Annotated in this window: 20 protein-coding genes and 1 other RNA gene; 20 read left to right on the top strand and 1 reads right to left on the bottom strand. The window is 31.3% G+C overall.

Going from position 1 to position 18,803, the window contains the following annotated elements:
* The first annotated feature begins 3 nt into the window (after positions 1-3).
* From AJ882_RS06090 to AJ882_RS06020, 15 genes are all read left to right on the top strand, one after another.
* On the top strand, positions 4-1,128 hold the full coding sequence (locus AJ882_RS06090) for a 2-oxoglutarate synthase subunit alpha (RefSeq protein WP_002858560.1): 1,125 nt from the start codon (positions 4-6) through the stop codon (positions 1,126-1,128).
* Positions 1,129-1,974, top strand: a complete 846-nt coding sequence (locus AJ882_RS06085) for a 2-oxoglutarate ferredoxin oxidoreductase subunit beta (protein ID WP_002854895.1) — start codon at positions 1,129-1,131, stop codon at positions 1,972-1,974.
* Positions 1,971-2,528 (top strand): 2-oxoacid:acceptor oxidoreductase family protein, encoded by a 558-nt coding sequence (locus AJ882_RS06080; protein ID WP_002812564.1) that lies wholly within the window; start codon positions 1,971-1,973, stop codon positions 2,526-2,528. The genes AJ882_RS06085 and AJ882_RS06080 overlap by 4 nt, the downstream gene beginning before the upstream one ends.
* Positions 2,529-2,666: 138 nt before the next feature.
* Positions 2,667-2,930: a DUF2018 family protein gene (locus AJ882_RS06075; protein ID WP_002854834.1), complete on the top strand. Its 264-nt coding sequence runs from the start codon at positions 2,667-2,669 to the stop codon at positions 2,928-2,930.
* 2 nt (positions 2,931-2,932) lie between these two features.
* Complete coding sequence (locus tag AJ882_RS06070) at positions 2,933-3,469, top strand: hypothetical protein (RefSeq protein ID WP_002858491.1); 537 nt, start codon at positions 2,933-2,935, stop codon at positions 3,467-3,469.
* 13 nt (positions 3,470-3,482) lie between these two features.
* Positions 3,483-4,376, top strand: a complete 894-nt coding sequence (locus AJ882_RS06065) for a hexaprenyl-diphosphate synthase (protein WP_002867680.1) — start codon at positions 3,483-3,485, stop codon at positions 4,374-4,376.
* Positions 4,376-5,674, top strand: coding sequence for a glutamyl-tRNA reductase (hemA, locus tag AJ882_RS06060; RefSeq protein ID WP_011049734.1), 1,299 nt, complete (start codon positions 4,376-4,378; stop codon positions 5,672-5,674). The genes AJ882_RS06065 and hemA overlap by 1 nt, the downstream gene beginning before the upstream one ends.
* Positions 5,658-7,367: a proline--tRNA ligase gene (locus AJ882_RS06055; RefSeq protein ID WP_011049735.1), complete on the top strand. Its 1,710-nt coding sequence runs from the start codon at positions 5,658-5,660 to the stop codon at positions 7,365-7,367. Before hemA ends, AJ882_RS06055 begins: the two co-directional genes overlap by 17 nt.
* Complete coding sequence (fxsA, locus tag AJ882_RS06050) at positions 7,364-7,753, top strand: FxsA family membrane protein (RefSeq protein WP_002854991.1); 390 nt, start codon at positions 7,364-7,366, stop codon at positions 7,751-7,753. Before AJ882_RS06055 ends, fxsA begins: the two co-directional genes overlap by 4 nt.
* Positions 7,750-8,673: a hydroxymethylbilane synthase gene (hemC, locus tag AJ882_RS06045; protein WP_002820769.1), complete on the top strand. Its 924-nt coding sequence runs from the start codon at positions 7,750-7,752 to the stop codon at positions 8,671-8,673. Before fxsA ends, hemC begins: the two co-directional genes overlap by 4 nt.
* Complete coding sequence (locus AJ882_RS06040) at positions 8,670-10,472, top strand: menaquinone biosynthesis decarboxylase (protein ID WP_002867682.1); 1,803 nt, start codon at positions 8,670-8,672, stop codon at positions 10,470-10,472. The genes hemC and AJ882_RS06040 overlap by 4 nt, the downstream gene beginning before the upstream one ends.
* A 155-nt stretch (positions 10,473-10,627) precedes the next feature.
* Positions 10,628-10,993, top strand: coding sequence for a FlaG family protein (locus AJ882_RS06035; RefSeq protein ID WP_002822714.1), 366 nt, complete (start codon positions 10,628-10,630; stop codon positions 10,991-10,993).
* 2 nt (positions 10,994-10,995) lie between these two features.
* A complete protein-coding gene (gene fliD / locus AJ882_RS06030; RefSeq protein WP_002831898.1) occupies positions 10,996-12,924 on the top strand; it encodes a flagellar filament capping protein FliD in 1,929 nt (642 codons plus the stop codon).
* An 11-nt stretch (positions 12,925-12,935) separates the two neighbouring features.
* Positions 12,936-13,322 carry a flagellar export chaperone FliS gene (gene fliS / locus AJ882_RS06025; protein ID WP_002776169.1) on the top strand — a complete coding sequence of 129 codons (387 nt, stop codon included), beginning with the start codon at positions 12,936-12,938 and terminating at the stop codon, positions 13,320-13,322.
* The gene (locus AJ882_RS06020; RefSeq protein WP_002776186.1) at positions 13,303-13,578 is read left to right on the top strand and encodes a hypothetical protein; all 276 of its coding nucleotides are present in this window, start codon (positions 13,303-13,305) and stop codon (positions 13,576-13,578) included. The genes fliS and AJ882_RS06020 overlap by 20 nt, the downstream gene beginning before the upstream one ends.
* Here AJ882_RS06020 and rnpB read toward each other — a convergent pair.
* An RNA gene (rnpB, locus tag AJ882_RS06015) (RNase P RNA component class A) lies at positions 13,576-13,896 on the bottom strand. The two genes, AJ882_RS06020 and rnpB, sit on opposite strands and share 3 nt — an antisense overlap.
* Positions 13,897-14,009: 113 nt before the next feature.
* On the opposite strand from rnpB, the gene efp reads away from it, so the two are divergent.
* The 5 genes from efp to AJ882_RS05990 all read left to right on the top strand — a co-directional run bounded on the left by efp (position 14,010) and on the right by AJ882_RS05990 (position 18,796).
* Entirely contained in the window at positions 14,010-14,579 is a 570-nt protein-coding gene (gene efp, locus AJ882_RS06010) for an elongation factor P (protein WP_002855210.1), read from the top strand.
* Between the two features lie 159 nt (positions 14,580-14,738).
* On the top strand, positions 14,739-15,431 hold the full coding sequence (locus AJ882_RS06005; RefSeq protein ID WP_002856730.1) for a DUF969 domain-containing protein: 693 nt from the start codon (positions 14,739-14,741) through the stop codon (positions 15,429-15,431).
* Positions 15,418-16,371, top strand: a complete 954-nt coding sequence (locus tag AJ882_RS06000; protein ID WP_002867684.1) for a DUF979 domain-containing protein — start codon at positions 15,418-15,420, stop codon at positions 16,369-16,371. The genes AJ882_RS06005 and AJ882_RS06000 overlap by 14 nt, the downstream gene beginning before the upstream one ends.
* 9 nt (positions 16,372-16,380) lie before the next feature.
* Positions 16,381-17,385: a DUF2891 domain-containing protein gene (locus AJ882_RS05995; RefSeq protein WP_002867685.1), complete on the top strand. Its 1,005-nt coding sequence runs from the start codon at positions 16,381-16,383 to the stop codon at positions 17,383-17,385.
* 118 nt (positions 17,386-17,503) lie between these two features.
* The gene (locus AJ882_RS05990; protein WP_074482708.1) at positions 17,504-18,796 is read left to right on the top strand and encodes an SLC13 family permease; all 1,293 of its coding nucleotides are present in this window, start codon (positions 17,504-17,506) and stop codon (positions 18,794-18,796) included.
* Positions 18,797-18,803 lie beyond the last annotated feature (7 nt).

Raw genomic sequence — 18,803 nt, 5'->3', positions numbered from 1 at the left:
ATAATGAGAGAAGTTATAGCAACAGGTAATGTTTTAATCGCCAAAGCTGCGATTGATTGTGGATGTAAATTTTTTGGAGGTTATCCTATTACTCCTAGTAGTGAGATAGCTCATGAATTAAGCCATATGCTTCCTGCAAATGATGGAACTTTTATACAAATGGAAGATGAAATTTCAGGTATTAGCGTGGCTATTGGTGCGGCAATGAGTGGAGTAAAATCCATGACTGCAAGTAGCGGTCCTGGAATTTCTTTAAAAGCAGAGCAAATAGGACTTGCATTTATTGCTGAAATTCCACTTGTGATTGTAAATGTTATGAGAGGTGGTCCTTCAACAGGTCTTCCAACTCGTGTAGCACAAGGAGATTTGTTTCAAGCTAAAGCACCAACTCATGGGGATTTTGCAAGTATTGCTATTGCTCCTGCAAGTCTTGAAGAAGCTTATACAGAAACCATTAGAGCGTTTAATTTAGCTGAAAAATATATGACTCCGGTATTTTTACTTATGGATGAAACTGTAGGGCACATGAATGGTAAAGCGGTTTTACCTGATTTAAAAGATATTAAAGTATATAACCGTAAAAAATTTGAAGGCGATAAAAAGGATTATAAACCTTATGCAGCAGGAGAAAATGAGCCTGCAACTTTAAATCCTTTCTTTACAGGTTATCGTTATCATGTTACAGGACTTCATCATGGAGATATAGGTTTTCCAACTGAAGATGGAGTTATAGTGAAAAAAAATATGGAAAGACTCATAGGTAAAATAAAAAACAATCAAGAAGATATTTGTACTTATGAAGAGTATATGCTTGATGATGCTGAGTTTTTAATCATTGCTTATGGAAGCGTGAGTCGTTCAGCAAAAGAAGCTATACAAAGATTAAGAGAGCAAGGGATTAAAGTGGGGCTTTTCCGTCCGATTACTCTTTATCCAGTGGCTGAGAAAAAAATCGCTGAAGTTGTAAGCAAATTTAAAAAAGTAATGGTAAGCGAGCTTAATATGGGACAATATCTTGAAGAGATTGAAAGAGTAACTTCGCGTCGCGATTTTATTAGTTTGCACCGTGCAAATGGTCGTCCTATCACTCCAAGTGAAATTATTGCTAAGGTAAAGGAGAATATATAAATGGCTTTTAATTATGATGAATATCTAAGAGTAGATAAAATGCCTACTCAATGGTGTTGGGGATGTGGCGATGGTGTTGTTTTAAAATGTATTATCCGCGCGATAGAAAAACTTGGTTGGAATATGGATGATGTTTGTCTTGTTTCGGGTATAGGTTGTAGTGGCAGAATGAGTTCTTATGTAAATTGCAATACAGTTCATACTACTCATGGTAGAGCAATAGCTTATGCAACAGGCATTAAACTAGCCAATCCTAGTAAACATGTTATTGTAGTAAGTGGAGATGGGGATACTTTGGCAATTGGTGGAAATCATACCATACATGGTTGTCGCAGAAATATTGATTTAACACATATTGTAATCAATAATTTCATCTATGGACTTACAAATTCTCAAACAAGTCCAACTACTCCAAAAGGTTTTTATACAGTAACAGCTCAATTTGGAAATATTGATCCCAATTTTGATGCGTGTGAATTAACTAAAGCTGCAGGAGCTTCTTTTGTGGCAAGGGGTAATGTGATAGAAGCTAATAAGCTTGAAAATTTAATTTATAAGGCTTTAGCGCATAAGGGTTATAGTTTTGTAGATGTTTTTTCAAATTGTCATATCAATCTAGGCAGAAAAAACAAAATGGGCGAAGCTGTAGCTATGCTTGATTGGATTAAAAATCGTGTTGTGGATAAAGCTAAATTTGAAAGCATGGATTTTGAAGAAAGAAAAGATAAATTTCCAACAGGAATTTTACATGAAGATAATTCTCAGCCAGAATACTGCCACGCTTATGAAGAAGTACGTCGTGCAGCCAAAGAAAAAAGAATGGTGGATTTAGGAGCTTTAAAATGAAATATCAATTAAGATTTGGCGGTGAAGGCGGACAAGGTGTTATCACCGCAGGAGAAATTTTAGCAGAAGCAGCCATTAAAGAAGGTCGTCAAGCTTTTAAGGCTTCTACTTATACTTCACAAGTGCGTGGCGGTCCTACTAAGGTGGATATTATCATTGATGATAAAGAAATTTTATTTCCTTATGCTGTAGAAGGGGAAGTAGATTTTATGCTTTCGACTGCAGATAAGGGTTATAAAGGTTTTCGTGGGGGTGTAAAAGAAGGAGGTATTATAGTTGTAGAGCCAAATTTAGTACATCCTGAAAGTGAAGATTATAAAAAATGGCAAATTTTTGAAATCCCTATTATTACCATAGCTAAAGATGAGGTAGGAAATGTGGCTACTCAATCAGTTGTTGCACTTGCAATTGCTGCTTATATGAGCAAATGTATAGATTTAGATGTTTTAAAAGAAACTATGCTTCATATGGTTCCTGCAAAAACTCGTGATGCAAATGCTAAAGCTTTTGATCTGGGTGTAAAATACGCCACTCAAGCAAAACCATATTCATAATAAATTCCGCATCATGCGGAATTTAACTTCTAAAATTTTACACATTGCAAATAAAATTTAAATTTTAATTATTTTAATTTAGCTACTTTTAACGATTAAAATTTTATAATCAAAAACTTATATTTTCAAGGAAAATTAATGGATTTTTTTGATGAAATGTTTAATAAAACTCCAAAAGAAAAATTTATAGAAATTATACAAAATGGAAATTTAGGAGCCTTAGAAAAAGTTTTTGAGGAATTTTTTGCTGATCATATTGCCATGGTGGAACTTTTGGAAAAACAAGGTTTAACAGAAATGGATGTAAAAAATTTCATATTAGAAAATGGTGATTTTATAGAAGAAAGGCAAAATGATATTTATATAGAATTGGGCGCAAAAATTTTAGGACACGAAGGCTAAAATTGTTTAAAATAAGCCCTTGTTTAATTTGTATTTTTTTTATTTTTAGTAATGTTTTAGCATCTGAACCAACTTTTGATTATACTTATAAATTTATACTTAAAAAAGATGAGAGAGCTAGTGTGCAGATTAAAGAAATAGGCTATGAAGATAAGGTGCAAAATTTTGATTTTTATTGGACTTTGTTTGATAATACTAATATCATCGTACATTCGAAATTTCGCAAATATCCGCGTCAATTTGTGATGAGTTTAAGAAGAAATTTAGATTGGGTAACTCAAACTTTAATACCTGATTATACTAATCCACATATTGATAGAGCAAGACTTATTTTAGAATTTAGTGGTTATAATAAAGGTTTGGCAACTTTTACGGTTTATATAGAAGATAAGGAATCTCGCTTAATGGTAGAATTTTTAGATCCGAGAAAAAAAGCTTTACAAAATCCACCGCAAAATAATCAGGTTGTTCCTATGATTAATTTTAACGAACCTCAGGTAAAACCATTAACAAGCAAAGAAAATAATAATAGCAATTAACAAGGAAAAGATAGTGCAAAAAATAGATGAATTAATAAAACAGTTTTTACAAGAGCTTGGCTATGAACCTATTTTAAATATGCTTTCAAATGTAAAATCAGGAAAGAAATTACGCTCTAAATTATTATTAACTATCGCAGATGAGAGTGAGATTGCTTTTAAAATTTGTGCGGCTATAGAATTGATACATCTTGCTAGTTTATTACATGATGATATTATCGATGAGAGTGAATTAAGGCGTGGAGCAAGATCTGTTAATGCTGAATTTGGTACAAAAAATGCTCTTATGTTGGGCGATATTTTGTATTCAAAAGCCTTTTATGAATTAAGCAAAATGGATGCTAGATTTGCAAGTATTATTTCAGATGCTGTTGTAAAGCTTGCTATAGGCGAACTTATGGATGTTGATTTGGGAGAGAAATTTAATATCAATAAAGAAGCTTATTTGAAAATGATCTATAATAAAACAGCTGTTTTGATTGAAGCAAGTGCTAGATGCGGAGCTATTTTGGCTGGATTATATGAAAAAGATTTTGCAGAATATGGTAAAAATTTAGGACTTGCTTTTCAGATGATTGATGATATTTTAGATATTAAGAGTGATGAAAAAATTCTTGGAAAACCTGCTATGAATGATTTTAAAGAGGGTAAAACTACCTTGCCTTATATTTATCTTTATGAAAATTTACAAGAACAAGATAGGATATATTTGCAGACTTTATTTAAAAAAGATTTAAATGAAAATGAAAAAGAATGGCTAAAAACTAAATTTGAAGAACAAAAAGCTTTAGAAAAAGCTATTTTAGAAGCTAAAACTTATGCAAAAAAGGCTAGAAAAGCAATTGAAAAATATGATAATAACAAGCTTAATGATATTATTAAAGCCATGATAGATAGGGAATTTTAATGTATTATTGTATATCTTTTACTCATAAAAATACAGATATTGCCTTAAGGGAAAAGTTAAGCTTTTCCAATGAAGCTAAAAAAAGTGAGTTTTTAAAAATCATTAGCACTCATGAAAATATTGAAGAATGTTTGGTTATAAGCACTTGCAATCGTGTTGAAATTGTTGCTTTTGTAAAAATGGCCTGTGCGGAGTTTATTGTTAAATCTTTGGCTTTACTTTGTGATGTTGATAAAGATATTTTACTTGAAAAAGCTGATATTTTTGAAGATAGTGGAGCAATCCACCATCTTTTTTCTGTAGCAAGTTCTTTGGATAGTTTGGTGGTTGGAGAAACTCAGATAGCAGGACAATTAAAAGATGCCTTTGCTTTTGCTGTAAAAAATAATTTTTGTGGAGTACACCTTTCAAGAGCAGTACATAGTGCTTTTAAATGTGCTGCTAAGGTACGCAATGAAACTCAAATTTCTAAAAATTCTATTTCTGTAGCTAGCGTTGCCGTGGCAAAAGCAAAAGAACTTGCAGATTTAACGCAAAAAAAAGCTGTTGTTATTGGAGCTGGAGAGATGGGAGAACTTGTGGCAAAACATTTAATTGCTGCGGGTGCTAAGGTGATTATTTTAAATCGTGATTTACAAAAAGCTAAAGATTTGTGTGAGAGACTTGGTGTTTTAAGCGAATATGATAGTTTAGAAAATTTAAAAAAATATTTAAATCAATACGAGTTTTTTTTCTCAGCTACCAATGCACCAAATGCTATTATTACAAATTCTTTAATAGAAGAACTTTCTTATAAAAGGTATTTTTTTGATATTGCAGTTCCAAGGGATATTGATATCAATGAAAATGAAAATATATCTGTTTTTGCTGTAGATGATCTTGAAATTGTGGTTCAAAAAAATTTAGCACTAAGAGAACAAGAAGCTCGTATGGCTTATGGGATAATAGGTCGTGAAACAAGTGAATTTTTTAGGTATTTAAACGATTTGGCTTTGATGCCTATTATCAAAGCTATACGCTTGCAAGCTAAAGAATATGCAGATAAACAACTTGAAATTGCGTTAAAAAAAGGATATTTGAAAAAATCTGATAAAGAAGAGGCTAGAAAGTTGATTCATCAAGTTTTTAAGGCTTTTTTACACACGCCTACTGTAAATTTGAAACATTTACAAGGTAAAATGCAAAGCGATACAGTGATTAATGCTATGCGTTATGTTTTTGATTTGCAAAATAATCTTGAAGGTTTAAATCAATATAAATGTGAATTTGATATGGAGAATAATGATGAGATTTACTAAATTTTATGCACCAAGTTTAAAAGAAGCGCCAAAAGATGCGAGTTTACCTAGTCATATTTTTTTAACGCGTGCGGGTTTTGTAGAACAAATTGGTAGCGGACTTTATAATTTCTTGCCTTTGGGAAAAAGAGTTTTAGACAAGATTAAAAATATAGTTAAAGAAGAAATGGATAAGGCTGGAGCACAAGAAGTAAATCTTAGTTTTATCACTCCTGCAAGTTTGTGGCAAGAAAGTGGGCGTTACAATGTTTTTGGAAAAGAACTTTTGCGTTTTAAAGACAGAAAAGAAAATGAATTTGTTTTAGGTCCAACACATGAAGAAGCTATGCTTTCTTTGGTAAAAAACAAAATCACAAGCTATAAACAACTTCCTTTGCATTTATATCAAATTGGACTTAAATTTCGTGATGAAGCAAGGCCTAGATTTGGGCTTTTAAGATGTCGTGAATTTCTAATGAAAGATGGATATAGTTTTCATGCTAATGAAGAAGATTTAGGGCGTGAGTTTGAGCTTATGTATAAAACTTATTCTCAAATTTTACAAAGAATGGGGCTTGATTTTAGAGCAGTTGAAGCTGATAGTGGGGCTATTGGTGGAAGTGGCTCTAAGGAATTTATGGTTTTAGCAAAAAATGGGGAAGATGATATTTTAATTTGTGAAAATTGTGATTATGCGGCTAATGTTGAAGCTGCAAAAAGAGCTAAAAAAACTTGTCAAGATGAGCGTCCTGAAGCAAATTATGCAAGTAAATTTCACACTCCAAATATTAAAACTATAGATTCTTTAGCACAATTTTTTAAAATCAATGCTTTTTATACGATTAAAGCAGTGGTAAAAAAAGCTATTTATGAAAATGAAAGCAAATTAGTTGTGTTTTTTATAAGAGGAAGTGATGATTTGCAAGAGGTTAAGGCTCAAAATGCTTGCAGTGCCCTTGAACTAGTCGATGCGAGCGAAGAAGAATTGGAAAAAGCTGGCTTAGTAGCTGGTTTTATAGGTTTTGTGGGATTAAAAGATATAGATTTTTATATAGATTTTGAGCTTGAAAACGAAAAGCAAATGATTATGGGTGCGAATGAAAAAGATTATCATTTAATCGGTATTGATGTTGTAAATTTAAATAAAGATCGTTTTAAAGATTTGATTGAAGTTAAAGAAGGGGATTGCTGTGTTAAATGTGGAGCAAAATTAAAACAAAGTAAAGGTATAGAAGTAGGGCATATTTTTAAGCTAGGACAAAAATATTCCAAAGCGATGAATGCAAATTTCTTAGATGAAAATGGCAAAAGTCAGCCTTTTTACATGGGATGTTATGGCATAGGTGTTTCACGCTTGTTGGCTGTAGCTACTGAAGCAAGTCATGATGAAAAAGGATGTATTTGGAATAAAACTTTAGCTCCTTTTGTGCTTGAAATTATTGTTTCAAATCTCAAAGATGAAAAGGCTTTAGAATTTGCTAATAAGCTTTATGAGGATTTAACTAATCTTGGATTAGAGGTATTGCTTGATGATAGAAATGAGCGTTTTGGGGTTAAAATGAATGATTTTGAACTTATGGGCTTTCCTTATGCGTTAGTTGTTGGTAAAGGATTAGAAAAGAATGAAATAGAGCTTATCCAAAGAGAAGGTTTGATAAAAGAACTTATAAAAACTGATGAACTTATGGAAATTCTTAAAAAGAAAGTGTTATGAATTATAAATTAAGTTTAAGCCCTTTATTTGTACTTGAAATTATTGCAAGTATACTTTTTATAGTGTTTTTTGGTTTTGGTAATTTTTTATTTTTCATACTTTTGAGTATGATTTTTGGTGCGGTTTTATTGGGAATTTTTTGGAAAAATATGCTTGAATTTCAAATGGGTGGCTTAAAGGATATGTTAACACAATTTTCTTTTGTTATCGCAGGGTTTTTACTTGTTTTTCCAGGGATTATTACAAGTGTTTTTGGAATTTTTGTATTTTTCTTTGGTATTGCTTTGAAATTAATAACTAAATCAAAATATCAATACACCAAGCAAGAGTATCAAAATTCTAATGAAGAAATTATTGATGTTGAAATTATAGAGGATAGAAAATGAAGCTTATTATTGCAACAAGAAAAAGTCAATTAGCTCTTTGGCAAAGTGAACATGTAGCCCAAATTTTAAAAAATACACATCAAATTGAAGTGCTTTTAGAAGGTTTTAAAACAAAAGGCGATGTTTTGCTTGATTCTCCTTTGGCAAAAATTGGTGGTAAAGGACTTTTTACAAAAGAACTTGAAGAAAGTATGTTAAGAAAAGAAGCACACTTAGCGGTGCATAGTTTAAAAGATGTGCCTAGTTTTTTTCCTCAAGGTTTAGTTTTGGCAGCGGTAAGTAAAAGAGAGCAAAGCAATGATGCTATGCTAAGTCAAAATTATAAAGATTTTCTTTCTTTGCCAAAAGGTGCAAAAATAGGCACTACTAGTCTTAGACGCAAGATGCAGCTTTTATTATTAAGACCTGATTTAGATATTATTTCTTTGCGTGGTAATGTCAATTCTCGTATAGAGAAATTAAAAAATAATGATTTTGATGCGATTATTTTGGCAATGGCGGGAATTAAACGCTTAAACTTAGATAAGCAAGTGAATTTTGTTTATGAATTTAGCAAAGATGAGCTTATTCCTGCGGCTTCTCAAGGAGCTTTAGGTATAGAAAGCATAAATGATGAAAAAATTTTAGAACTTTTAAAATGTTTAAATGATGAAAATGCTTTGATTGAAACAAGCATTGAAAGAGAATTTATTGCTACTTTAGAAGGAGGTTGTCAAGTTCCTATAGGTATTAACGCAGAGCTCTTGGGAGATGAAATTTGTGTGCGTGCGGTACTTGGACTACCCGATGGAAGTGAAATTTTAAAAGATAAGAGAATGATTAAAAAGAATGATTTTAAAGGTTTTGGAGAGAGTTTGGCTAAGGAGTTTATTGCTAAAGGTGCTAAAGAACTTTTAAAAAAAGCTGAGAGTATGATATGAAAGAATTTATTCAAATTTTAAAAGAAAATGATCTTTTAAGGGTAATTGAAGAACCTGTAGATGTAGATCTTGAAATCGCTCATTTAGCCTATATAGAAGCTAAAAAAGGAGAAAAAGGGAAGGCTTTATTATTTAAAAATCCTATAGATAAAAAATTAAATAAACAATATAAATTTCCTGTTTTGATGAATACTTTTTGCAATGAAAAGGCTTTAAATTTAGCTTTTGGACGTGATTATGAAGAGGTGGCTGAAGAAATTTCAAAACTCACCAAGCTTCATATTCCTACGAGTTTTAAAGCAAAAATGGATTTTTTTATGAATTTGTTAAGTTTTAAAAATATTCCTCCTAAAAGACTGAAAAAAAATAAAGCCTTGTATGATTATGAAATTTTAAACTCACTTGAAGAGCTTCCCATACTAAAAACTTGGGAAGATGATGCGGGTAAATTTATTACCATGGGGCAAGTTTATACACAAAATTTAGATAAAACTCAAAATAATCTTGGAATGTATCGTTTGCAAATGAGTGATAAAAATGAACTTTTAATGCATTGGCAAATTCATAAAGATGGGGCAAATTTTTATCACGAATACAAAAATGCTGGTTTTAAAAAAATGCCTGTAAGTATAGCCATAGGTGGAGATCCGCTTTATATTTGGTGTTCTCAAGCACCTTTACCTAAGGGAATTTTTGAACTTTTACTTTATGGTTTTATTAAAAAAACTCCTGCAAAAATTACTCCTTGTGAAAATGGTATTTTTATACCTTATGATAGTGATGTGGTTATTGAAGGTTATGTGGATTTAGAAGAGTTTAAAATCGAAGGTCCTTTTGGAGATCATACGGGTTTTTATACTCCTGCTGAACTTTTTCCTGTGATGAAAGTAGAAAAAATTTATGCTAAAAAAGATGCGATCTATCAAGCAACGGTTGTAGGAAAGCCTCCTTTAGAAGATAAGATCATGGGGCTTGGTACCGAAAGAATTTTTTTACCCTTGCTTCAAACTTCAGTACCTGATTTAATTGATTACAATATGCCTGAAAATGGGGTCTTTCATAATCTTATCTTAGCAAAAATCGATGCAAAATATCCCGCTCATGCGCAACAAATTATGCATGCATTTTGGGGAGTAGGGCAAATGAGTTTTGTTAAGCATGCAATTTTTGTGGATAAAAATGCACCTTCTTTGAAAGATTATGATGCTTTAATTCCTTATATGTTAGATCGTTTTAATACAAAGAAAATTTTAATTTCAGAAGGAATTTGTGATCAATTAGATCATGCTTCACCTAATTCTTGTTTTGGGGGTAAAGCAGGACTTGATGCTTGCGAAGAAATACAAGTTGAAGAACTTGAAATTTTAGAAGATGAAAAATTACTAGAACTTTTTAAAACTAAGGTAGAACTTTTAAATTTAAAGCAATTTTATAAAGAAAGTAAAAGTCCTATAGTTTGTATTTTGCTTGATAAAAAAGAAAAAATTGAACAAAGTTTTGACAAACTTTTAGAATTTAAAAAACATTTTAGGATTTTAGTATTTTTAGATGCTGAAAATAAGCTTGAAAATTCTTATATGCTTGTTTGGCGTGTGGTAAATAATATAGATGCTAAAAGAGATATTTTTATCAAAGAAGAAAGACTTGGAGTAGATGCAAGTGCTAAAGGTGAAGCTGAGGGTTATTTAAGAGCTTGGCCTAAGCAAACAGATTGCACTAAAAGCGTGATAGAAGATTTGATCTTGCGTAATATTTTAGAAAATAATCCAGATCTTTTTAATAAATTTGAAATTTTTTAAGATAATTGAGATTTATTTTAAAATTTTGGCACAGTTTTTGCTTATTATTTTTTATTATTGAAAAATAAAATTTTCTTTATAGGTGTTCATAAATTTATAAATTTGTCGATATAAGCTTTTAACTAGCAATAGGAAATTTTAAAAAGGATTTTAAAATGGAAATATCGAAGGCAAATGGGCAAATGGATACAGCTTTGGCAAACATTAGCCAAAGAACAAGTGAGACACAGGCTAGTTCAAACATTCAAACCGATAGAAGTCAAAGTCAAGGAGGCGATGATGGACAACAACAAGGTGTGAGTGAAAAGTTAGCTGATATTACAAAAAAGTTAAATGAGCAAATGGATTCTCTAGATACCAATGTTCGTTTCGGTTATAGCGATAAAATCGGTTCTATGTATATTAGCGTGACTGAAAAAAGTACTGGAAGGGAAATTCGTCAAATTCCTAGCGAAGAAGCTATGAGATTAGCTGAGTATTTTAGGGATGTGATAGGAATGATATTTGATAAGGAGAGTTAAAAATGGCATTTGGTAGTCTATCTAGTTTAGGATTTGGTTCTGGGGTTTTAACTCAAGATACTATAGATAAATTAAAAGAAGCAGAGCAAAAAGCTCGCATTGATCCTTATACTAAAAAAATTGAAGAAAATACAACCAAACAAAAAGATTTAACAGAAATCAAAACTAAATTACTAAGTTTTCAGACGGCTGTTTCATCATTGGCCGATGCTACGGTTTTTGCGAAAAGAAAAGTTGTAGGAAGTATTAGTGATAATCCTCCAGCAAGTCTTACAGTTAATTCGGGTGTTGCTTTACAAAGCATGAATATCAATGTTACTCAACTTGCACAAAAAGATGTGTATCAAAGCAAAGGATTAGCAAATGACGGTGGTTTTGTTAATGCACAATTAAATGGAACTGCCGATCTTACTTTTTTTTCAAATGGCAAAGAATATACTGTTACAGTAGATAAAAACACAACCTATAGAGATTTAGCTGATAAAATTAATGAAGCTAGTGGAGGAGAGATTGTTGCTAAGATTGTAAACACAGGAGAGAAAGGCACTCCTTACCGCTTAACTTTAACCAGTAAAGAAACAGGCGAAGACAGTGCGATAAGTTTCTATGCTGGAAAAAAAGATTCGAATGGTCAGTATCAAAGTGATTCAGAGGCAGAAAACATATTTTCAAATCTTGGATGGGAATTAGATAAAACGAGTTCTATTGATCCAGCTAAGGATAAAAAAGGTTATGGCATCAAGGATGCTTCTTTGCATATCCAAACTGCGCAAAATGCAGAATTTACACTTGATGGTATTAAGATGTTTAGATCAAGTAACACTGTTACCGATCTTGGTGTAGGAATGACTTTAACTTTAAATAAAACAGGTGAAATTAATTTTGATGTACAGCAAGATTTTGAAGGTGTGACAAAAGCCATGCAAGATTTGGTGGATGCTTATAATGATTTAGTAACCAATCTTAATGCTGCAACTGACTATAATAGTGAAACTGGAACAAAAGGAACTTTACAAGGCATCAGTGAAGTAAATTCAATACGCTCAAGCATTCTTGCTGATTTGTTTGATTCTCAAGTTGTTGATGGAACTACTGAAGATGCAAATGGTAATAAAGTGAACACTAAGGTTATGCTTTCTATGCAGGATTTTGGCTTAAGTTTAAATGATGCAGGCACTTTGAGTTTTGATTCTTCTAAATTTGAACAAAAAGTTAAAGAAGATCCAGACTCTACTGAAAGTTTTTTTTCAAATATTACTAAATACGAAGACATTAATCACACAGGAGAGGTAATTAAGACAGGAAGTTTAAGTAAATATCTTAATTCCAATGGAGGTAATACTAATGGTTTAGAATTTAAACCAGGAGATTTTACTATAGTTTTTAATAATCAAACATATGATTTATCTAAAAATTCTGATGGTACTAATTTTAAATTAACAGGGAAAACAGAGGAAGAATTGCTTCAAAATTTAGCTAATCATATAAACAGTAAAGGTATTGAAGGCTTAAAAGTTAAGGTTGAATCCTATAATCAAAACAATGTTACAGGGTTTAGGTTGAATTTTAGTGGAGATGGTAGCTCGGATTTTTCAATCAAAGGAGATGCTAACATTCTCAAGGAATTAGGTTTGTCTGATGTAAATATAACCTCGAAGCCTATAGAAGGTAAAGGTATTTTTTCAAAATTAAAAGCCACGTTGCAAGAGATGACTGGAAAAGACGGTTCAATTACAAAATATGATGAGAGTTTGACAAATGATATTAAATCATTAAATACCTCTAAAGACTCGACTCAGGCTATGATTGATACAAGATATGATACAATGGCGAATCAATGGTTGCAATATGAGAGTATTTTAAATAAACTCAATCAACAGCTAAATACTGTGACTAATATGATTAATGCGGCAAACAATTCTAATAATTAAGGATAAAAAAGATGCAAAATAATTTAGCCTATAATGCTTATTCTCAAAATCAAGTGGGGATAGAGTCCCCGCAAAAACTTATTGAAATGCTTTATGAGGGAATTTTGCGTTTTTGTGCAAGAGCTAAAGTAGCCATAAGAAATGAAGATATAGAACAAAGAGTGTATTTTGTAAAAAGAACCACGGCTATTTTTATAGAGCTTATTAATACTTTAAACTATGAAAAAGGCGGAGAAGTGGCACATTATTTAAGCGGGCTTTATACAAGAGAAATTCAACTTTTATCTTTGGCAAATTTAGAAAATAACGAAGATAGAATCAATGAAGTTATAAATGTAACCAAAGGTTTACTAGAAGCTTGGAGAGAAGTGCATAACAATGAAACAGTGGCTCAGTGATTTTAAACTTGCATTAATCCAAGAAGATGTCAATAAACTTGAAAATTTACTTGATGAACTTGATATGAAAGCTTTTATTAAAAATTTAGCCAAAGAATCGCCTTCAGAAGATTTTTTAAAAGAAAATGCAAATGATGTATTCTATCAAGTTCAAGCTCTTTTACAAGAAGCTGTTATACTGATTGAACAAAAGAAAAAAACAAAAGCTGTTGAAATTCAAAAATTTCAAAAAGCGTTGACATATTTTAAATCTTAAAAAAGCATAGCGATAAGCCGAGTTCTGTCTTGAATGCTCATTTATCTAGTTTTGTTTTTGCAAACAAAATCAAGCGAAGGGTTAAAACAAAGACGCTAACCATCCCTTCTTGCTGCACATTGGGTTTACATAGCCGAAATTGTTACCAAAATCGCTGGTGGGCTTTTACCCCGCCGTTTCACCTTTTCCACTTGCGTGGTAGTTTTCTTTCTGTTGCACTATCCCTTAGGTTACCCTAGCCATCTGTTAGATGGAATGTTTGTCTTTAGCAGCTCGGACTTTCCTCTCCTAAAAAGAAGCGAGCATTTACTATGCTTTAAATTTGGATTTTAACGTAATTTTACTTATTTTTTCATCAAATAAAATAATTTTATTGTGATATCAATCAAAATTTGATAAAATTGTTTTTTATTTTTTAACAAAGGAAATTTATGGCATCTTATTCAATGGGTGATTTAAAAAAGGGACTTAAAATAGAAATCGATGGAATTCCTTTTAAAATAGTTGAGTATCAGCATGTAAAACCAGGCAAAGGTCCTGCTTTTGTGCGTATTAAAATCAAATCTTTTATTGATGGTAAAGTACTTGAAAAAACTTTCCATGCAGGTGATAAATGTGAAGCTCCAAATTTAGAAGATAAAACTATGCAGTATCTTTATGATGATGGTGAAAATTGCCAATTTATGGATACGCAAACATATGAACAAGTAGCTATTAGTGATGATGATGTAGGTGAGGCGAAAAAATGGATGCTTGATGGTATGATGGTAGATGTGCTTTTCCATAATGGTAAAGCTATCGGCGTAGAAGTTCCACAAGTTGTTGAACTCAAAATCATCGAAACAGCTCCAAATTTTAAGGGTGATACTCAAGGATCAAATAAAAAACCGGCTACATTGGAAACAGGCGCAGTAGTGCAAATTCCTTTTCATGTGTTAGAAGGTGAAGTTATACGCGTTGATACTGTGCGTGGTGAGTATATAGAAAGAGCGAACAAATAATACAAAAAAAGCTTTTGGACTATTCCAAGGCTTTTTTAAATTTATATAAAATTTATTTTGTTACTTAATTTCTCATTCCATTCTTAAAAATATTTTTTTAAACTTTTCTTCAATTTAAAATTTCTATAATATTTCTAATTCATATTGTGGAGATGGTTGATGGAATGGTTACTTCTTGCTTCTATACCTTTGATTGTTTTAGGTTTTGCTTTAAAAATTAACCCCTTTTTAGTGGTAACTTCAGTTGGAATTTATGCTGGACTTGTTTCAGGTTTTGATTTTGTTAAGGTTGTTAGTGATATAGGAAAATCTTTTGTAGATAATCGCTATGTTGCTATAATTTGGCTTATTTTACCTTTACTTGCTGTTTTGGAACGCAAAGGCTTAAGAGAGCAGGCTAAAAATTTAATATCCAAAATAAAAGTTGCCAGTACAGGACGAATTTTAATGTGTTATTTTGTTTTTAGACAAGTTACTGCAGCTTTAGGGCTTTTATCTTTAGGCGGACATGCACAGATGATAAGACCTTTAATAGCCCCTATGGCAGAAGCTGCAGCTAAGCTTAAATTTAAAAACTTAACACATAAAGATAGTCAAAAAATCAAAGCTTTTTCTGCGGGAACGGATAATGTTGCTGTATTTTTTGGAGAGGATATTTTTATAGCCGTGCATTCTATTTTATTTATTAAAGCTTTTTATGAGAGCAATGGTATTATTGTTGAGCCATTGCATTTATCAGTTTGGGCTATACCAACTGGAATTTTGGCTTTAATTATCCATTGTTCTAGACTTTATTTATTTGATAAAAGATTAGAAAAAACTTATAAAGGGTTGAGTGATGATAAGTCTTGATTTGCTTTATTATATTGTAGGAATTTTATTTTTAGTTTTTGGAATTTTAAGTTTTTCTAATCAAGCTAAAGATATAAAATCAAGAATAAGCGGCGGGGTATTCTGGATAAGTTATAGTTTTACTTTTTTACTAGCAGGAGTTTTGCCTCATTTTGTGATGGGTTGTATAGTGATTTTACTAGCACTTATAGCAGGATTTAATTTATTAAAACCAGCAAAGATTGAAGTTAGCAAAGAAGAAAAAGAATACGAGATAAAACATGCAAATATTTATAAAAATAAACTTTTTATTCCTGCTTTAATAGTTCCTTTGATTACACTTATTGGGACTTTTTTATTTCCCTATTTGAGTTTTTTTGAAAATAAAAATGCTACATTGATGGCTTTGATTATAGGTATAATTATTTCTTCAGTAGTTGCTTGTTTTATGTTTAAGGCTTCTCCTAAAAGAGCTGTTAAAGATGCAGCACATACTATGGATCACATTAGTTGGGCAGCGCTTTTACCGCAAATTTTGGCTACACTTGGGGTAGTTTTTGTTTCTACAGGAATGGGCGATCAAGTATCTAAACTTTTATCTAGTTATATTAGTTTAGATAATGCTTTTATTGCAGTAGCTGTGTATTGTATCGCTATGGCGCTTTTTACTATAGTAATGGGCAATGCTTTTGCAGCTTTTCCTGTGATTACTGCTGCTATTGCTTTGCCGATTTTAATCATACAAATGCATGCAAATCCTGCTATTATAGGAGCGATTGGAATGCTTAGTGGATTTTGCGGAACTTTAATGACGCCTATGGCTGCAAATTTTAATATAGTTCCTGCGGCACTTTTAAATTTGGATGATAAAAATGGCGTAATTAAAGCCCAGTTTATGTCAGGACTTGTTTTGCTTGTGGCTAATATCTTTTTAATGTATTTTTTAGCTTTTAGATTTTAAGGAGAAACAATGGAAAAATTTATAAAACAATTTAGCTTTATTGCACTAGAAAATATTTTTAGAGAATTGCCAAATAAAATTACACATTCTTTTAATGATATCAATGATATTAAACCGCCAAAACTTATGTATCCTATATTTTATGGTTCTTATGATTGGCATTCTAGCGTGCATTCTCACTGGCTTTTGGTGAAAATTTTAAAAGATTTTTCTCATTTTGCTCCAAAGGATGAAATCATCAAAGCTCTAGATTCTCAATTTAGCAAAGAAAAAGCAGAAGGAGAGCTTAAATATCTTCAAAACCCTGCACACAAAGGTTTTGAAAGACCTTATGGATGGGGATGGTTTTTAAAACTGACTTTGGAGATAAATTTACTTGCTAAAGAAAATGACAAAGCTGAAATTTGGGCTAAAAATTTAGAAGGCATAGCTGATTTCTTTGTTAAAGAATTTAAGGAGTTTTTACCTAAGATGGATTATCCTATACGAGTTGGAACCCATTTTAATAGCTCTTTTGCTTTGTATTTTGCTTTAGAATATGCAAGATTTAAAAAAGATCAAGAATTGGAGTATTGCATCATCCAAAGTGCTAAAAAGTGGTTTTTAAATGATAAAAATATGCAAGCTTTAGAGCCTTGTGGAGATGAGTTTTTATCTCCTGTTTTGATGGAAGCGGTGCTTTTAAGTGCTGTTTTACATAAAAATGATTTTGTAAAATTTTTTAAAGTATATTTGCCAAATTTAGAAGCAAAAGAGCCTGCAACTTTATTTACCCCTGTGAGTGTGAGTGATAGGAGCGATGGTAAAATAGCACATCTAGATGGGCTAAATTTAAGTCGTGCTTGGTGTTTTAAAATACTTTCAAATTTTTGCGATGAAAATTTAAAAATTCTTTTAAGAAACAATGCTACAGAGCATTTTGATAAAGCTATAGCTCATATAGAAGATGATTATCTTGGGTCGCATTGGCTAGGAAGCTTTGCTTTGCTTGCTCTGGATGTGGATATTTTATAAAAAATTTCATAAGATGAGTAAATTTGTTGCTAAATAGATATTTTTTAAATTTAGATTTTGTTTTTATGCTTTGAAAAATATATTTTTTGATATTATAAGCCTTATAATATTTTAAAGGATGATAATGGTTTTTTTAATCATCTCTAGTATTATAGTGGCTATTATTTTGGGCTATATTACTAGACATAATGTTGGAATTTTTGCTATGATTTTTGCTTATATTATAGGAGCTTTTTTTATGGATTTAGCTCCTAAAAAAATCATAGCTTTTTGGCCTATTTCTATATTTTTTGTTATTTTTGCTGTCTCATTGTTTTATAATTTTGCAACCGTAAATGGAACTCTTGAAAAATTAGCTGGACATTTGATGTATCGTTTTGCTAATCATCCTTATTTGCTTCCTTTTGTTATTTTTGTGGTTAGTGCTATTATAGCTGCTTTAGGAGCAGGTTTTTATACAGTTTTAGCTTTTATGGCACCACTTACTTTTTTACTTTGCGATAAAATCGGTTTAAGCAAAATTGCTGGAGCTATGGCTATAAATTATGGTGCTTTGGGAGGAGCAAATTTTATGACTTCTCAAAGCGGGATTATTTTTCGAGGATTGATGGAAAATTCAGGTATTGAAGCAAATGAAGCTTTTGCAAATTCTAGTATTATTTTTGCTTTTACTATAATCTTGCCTATTGTGGTATTATCTTTTTTTGTGTTTAATGCTTTTAAAAATAATATAAAAATTAGTGTTATTTCAAAACCTGATCCATTTGATTATAAACAAAAAACTACTTTAATTCTCATGTTTATGATGATTGTTGTTGTTTTAATCTTTCCTGTGCTAAATATTATTTTTCCACATAATGAGACAATTAGTTATTTTAATAAAAAAATAGATATAGCTATGATAGCCATGATTTTTGTTGCCATTGCTTTATTTTTAAAATTGGCCGATGAGAAACAAGTTGTTGCTTTAATTCCTTGGGGAACCTTGATAATGATTTGTGGAGTAGGGATGTTAATTAGCATAGCAGTTGAAGCAGGGGTTATAAAATTATTTTCAGATCTTGTAGAAAATGAGATCAATGTGATTTTTATTCCGTTAATAATGTGTGCTATTGCAGCTTTTATGTCGCTTTTTTCAAGTACTTTGGGTGTGGTTACTCCAGCGCTTTTTCCTATAGTTTCAAGCATTGCTGCAAGCAGTGGATTAAGCGAGGCATTGCTTTTTTCTTGTATTGTTGTAGGGGCTCAAGCTTCTGCTATTTCTCCTTTTTCTTCTGGAGGAAGTCTAATTTTAGGATCTTGCCCTGATAAATATAAGGAAAAATTATTTAAAGATTTACTTATTAAAGCTGTGCCTATAGGATTTATAGCGGCGATTTTAGCTACTATTATAATGAGTTTTATTTTATAAGGATAAT

This window comes from Campylobacter sp. BCW_6461 (assembly GCF_001762735.1).
Lineage (GTDB): Bacteria > Campylobacterota > Campylobacteria > Campylobacterales > Campylobacteraceae > Campylobacter_D > Campylobacter_D jejuni.
The sequence above is the reverse complement of the archived record's forward strand: the minus strand, read 5'-3'. Positions and strand labels throughout refer to the sequence as shown.

What these genes read in the sequence shown, in the direction of transcription:
- AJ882_RS06090 (WP_002858560.1), top strand. Translation starts at nt 4, where the DNA reads ATGAGAGAAGTTATAGCAACAGGTAATGTTTTAATCGCCAAAGCTGCG.
- AJ882_RS06085 (WP_002854895.1), top strand. Translation starts at nt 1,129, where the DNA reads ATGGCTTTTAATTATGATGAATATCTAAGAGTAGATAAAATGCCTACT.
- AJ882_RS06080 (WP_002812564.1), top strand. Translation starts at nt 1,971, where the DNA reads ATGAAATATCAATTAAGATTTGGCGGTGAAGGCGGACAAGGTGTTATC.
- AJ882_RS06075 (WP_002854834.1), top strand. Translation starts at nt 2,667, where the DNA reads ATGGATTTTTTTGATGAAATGTTTAATAAAACTCCAAAAGAAAAATTT.
- hemA (WP_011049734.1), top strand. Translation starts at nt 4,376, where the DNA reads ATGTATTATTGTATATCTTTTACTCATAAAAATACAGATATTGCCTTA.
- AJ882_RS06055 (WP_011049735.1), top strand. Translation starts at nt 5,658, where the DNA reads ATGATGAGATTTACTAAATTTTATGCACCAAGTTTAAAAGAAGCGCCA.
- fxsA (WP_002854991.1), top strand. Translation starts at nt 7,364, where the DNA reads ATGAATTATAAATTAAGTTTAAGCCCTTTATTTGTACTTGAAATTATT.
- hemC (WP_002820769.1), top strand. Translation starts at nt 7,750, where the DNA reads ATGAAGCTTATTATTGCAACAAGAAAAAGTCAATTAGCTCTTTGGCAA.
- AJ882_RS06040 (WP_002867682.1), top strand. Translation starts at nt 8,670, where the DNA reads ATGAAAGAATTTATTCAAATTTTAAAAGAAAATGATCTTTTAAGGGTA.
- AJ882_RS06035 (WP_002822714.1), top strand. Translation starts at nt 10,628, where the DNA reads ATGGAAATATCGAAGGCAAATGGGCAAATGGATACAGCTTTGGCAAAC.
- fliD (WP_002831898.1), top strand. Translation starts at nt 10,996, where the DNA reads ATGGCATTTGGTAGTCTATCTAGTTTAGGATTTGGTTCTGGGGTTTTA.
- fliS (WP_002776169.1), top strand. Translation starts at nt 12,936, where the DNA reads ATGCAAAATAATTTAGCCTATAATGCTTATTCTCAAAATCAAGTGGGG.
- AJ882_RS06020 (WP_002776186.1), top strand. Translation starts at nt 13,303, where the DNA reads ATGAAACAGTGGCTCAGTGATTTTAAACTTGCATTAATCCAAGAAGAT.
- efp (WP_002855210.1), top strand. Translation starts at nt 14,010, where the DNA reads ATGGCATCTTATTCAATGGGTGATTTAAAAAAGGGACTTAAAATAGAA.
- AJ882_RS06005 (WP_002856730.1), top strand. Translation starts at nt 14,739, where the DNA reads ATGGAATGGTTACTTCTTGCTTCTATACCTTTGATTGTTTTAGGTTTT.
- AJ882_RS06000 (WP_002867684.1), top strand. Translation starts at nt 15,418, where the DNA reads ATGATAAGTCTTGATTTGCTTTATTATATTGTAGGAATTTTATTTTTA.
- AJ882_RS05995 (WP_002867685.1), top strand. Translation starts at nt 16,381, where the DNA reads ATGGAAAAATTTATAAAACAATTTAGCTTTATTGCACTAGAAAATATT.
- AJ882_RS05990 (WP_074482708.1), top strand. Translation starts at nt 17,504, where the DNA reads ATGATAATGGTTTTTTTAATCATCTCTAGTATTATAGTGGCTATTATT.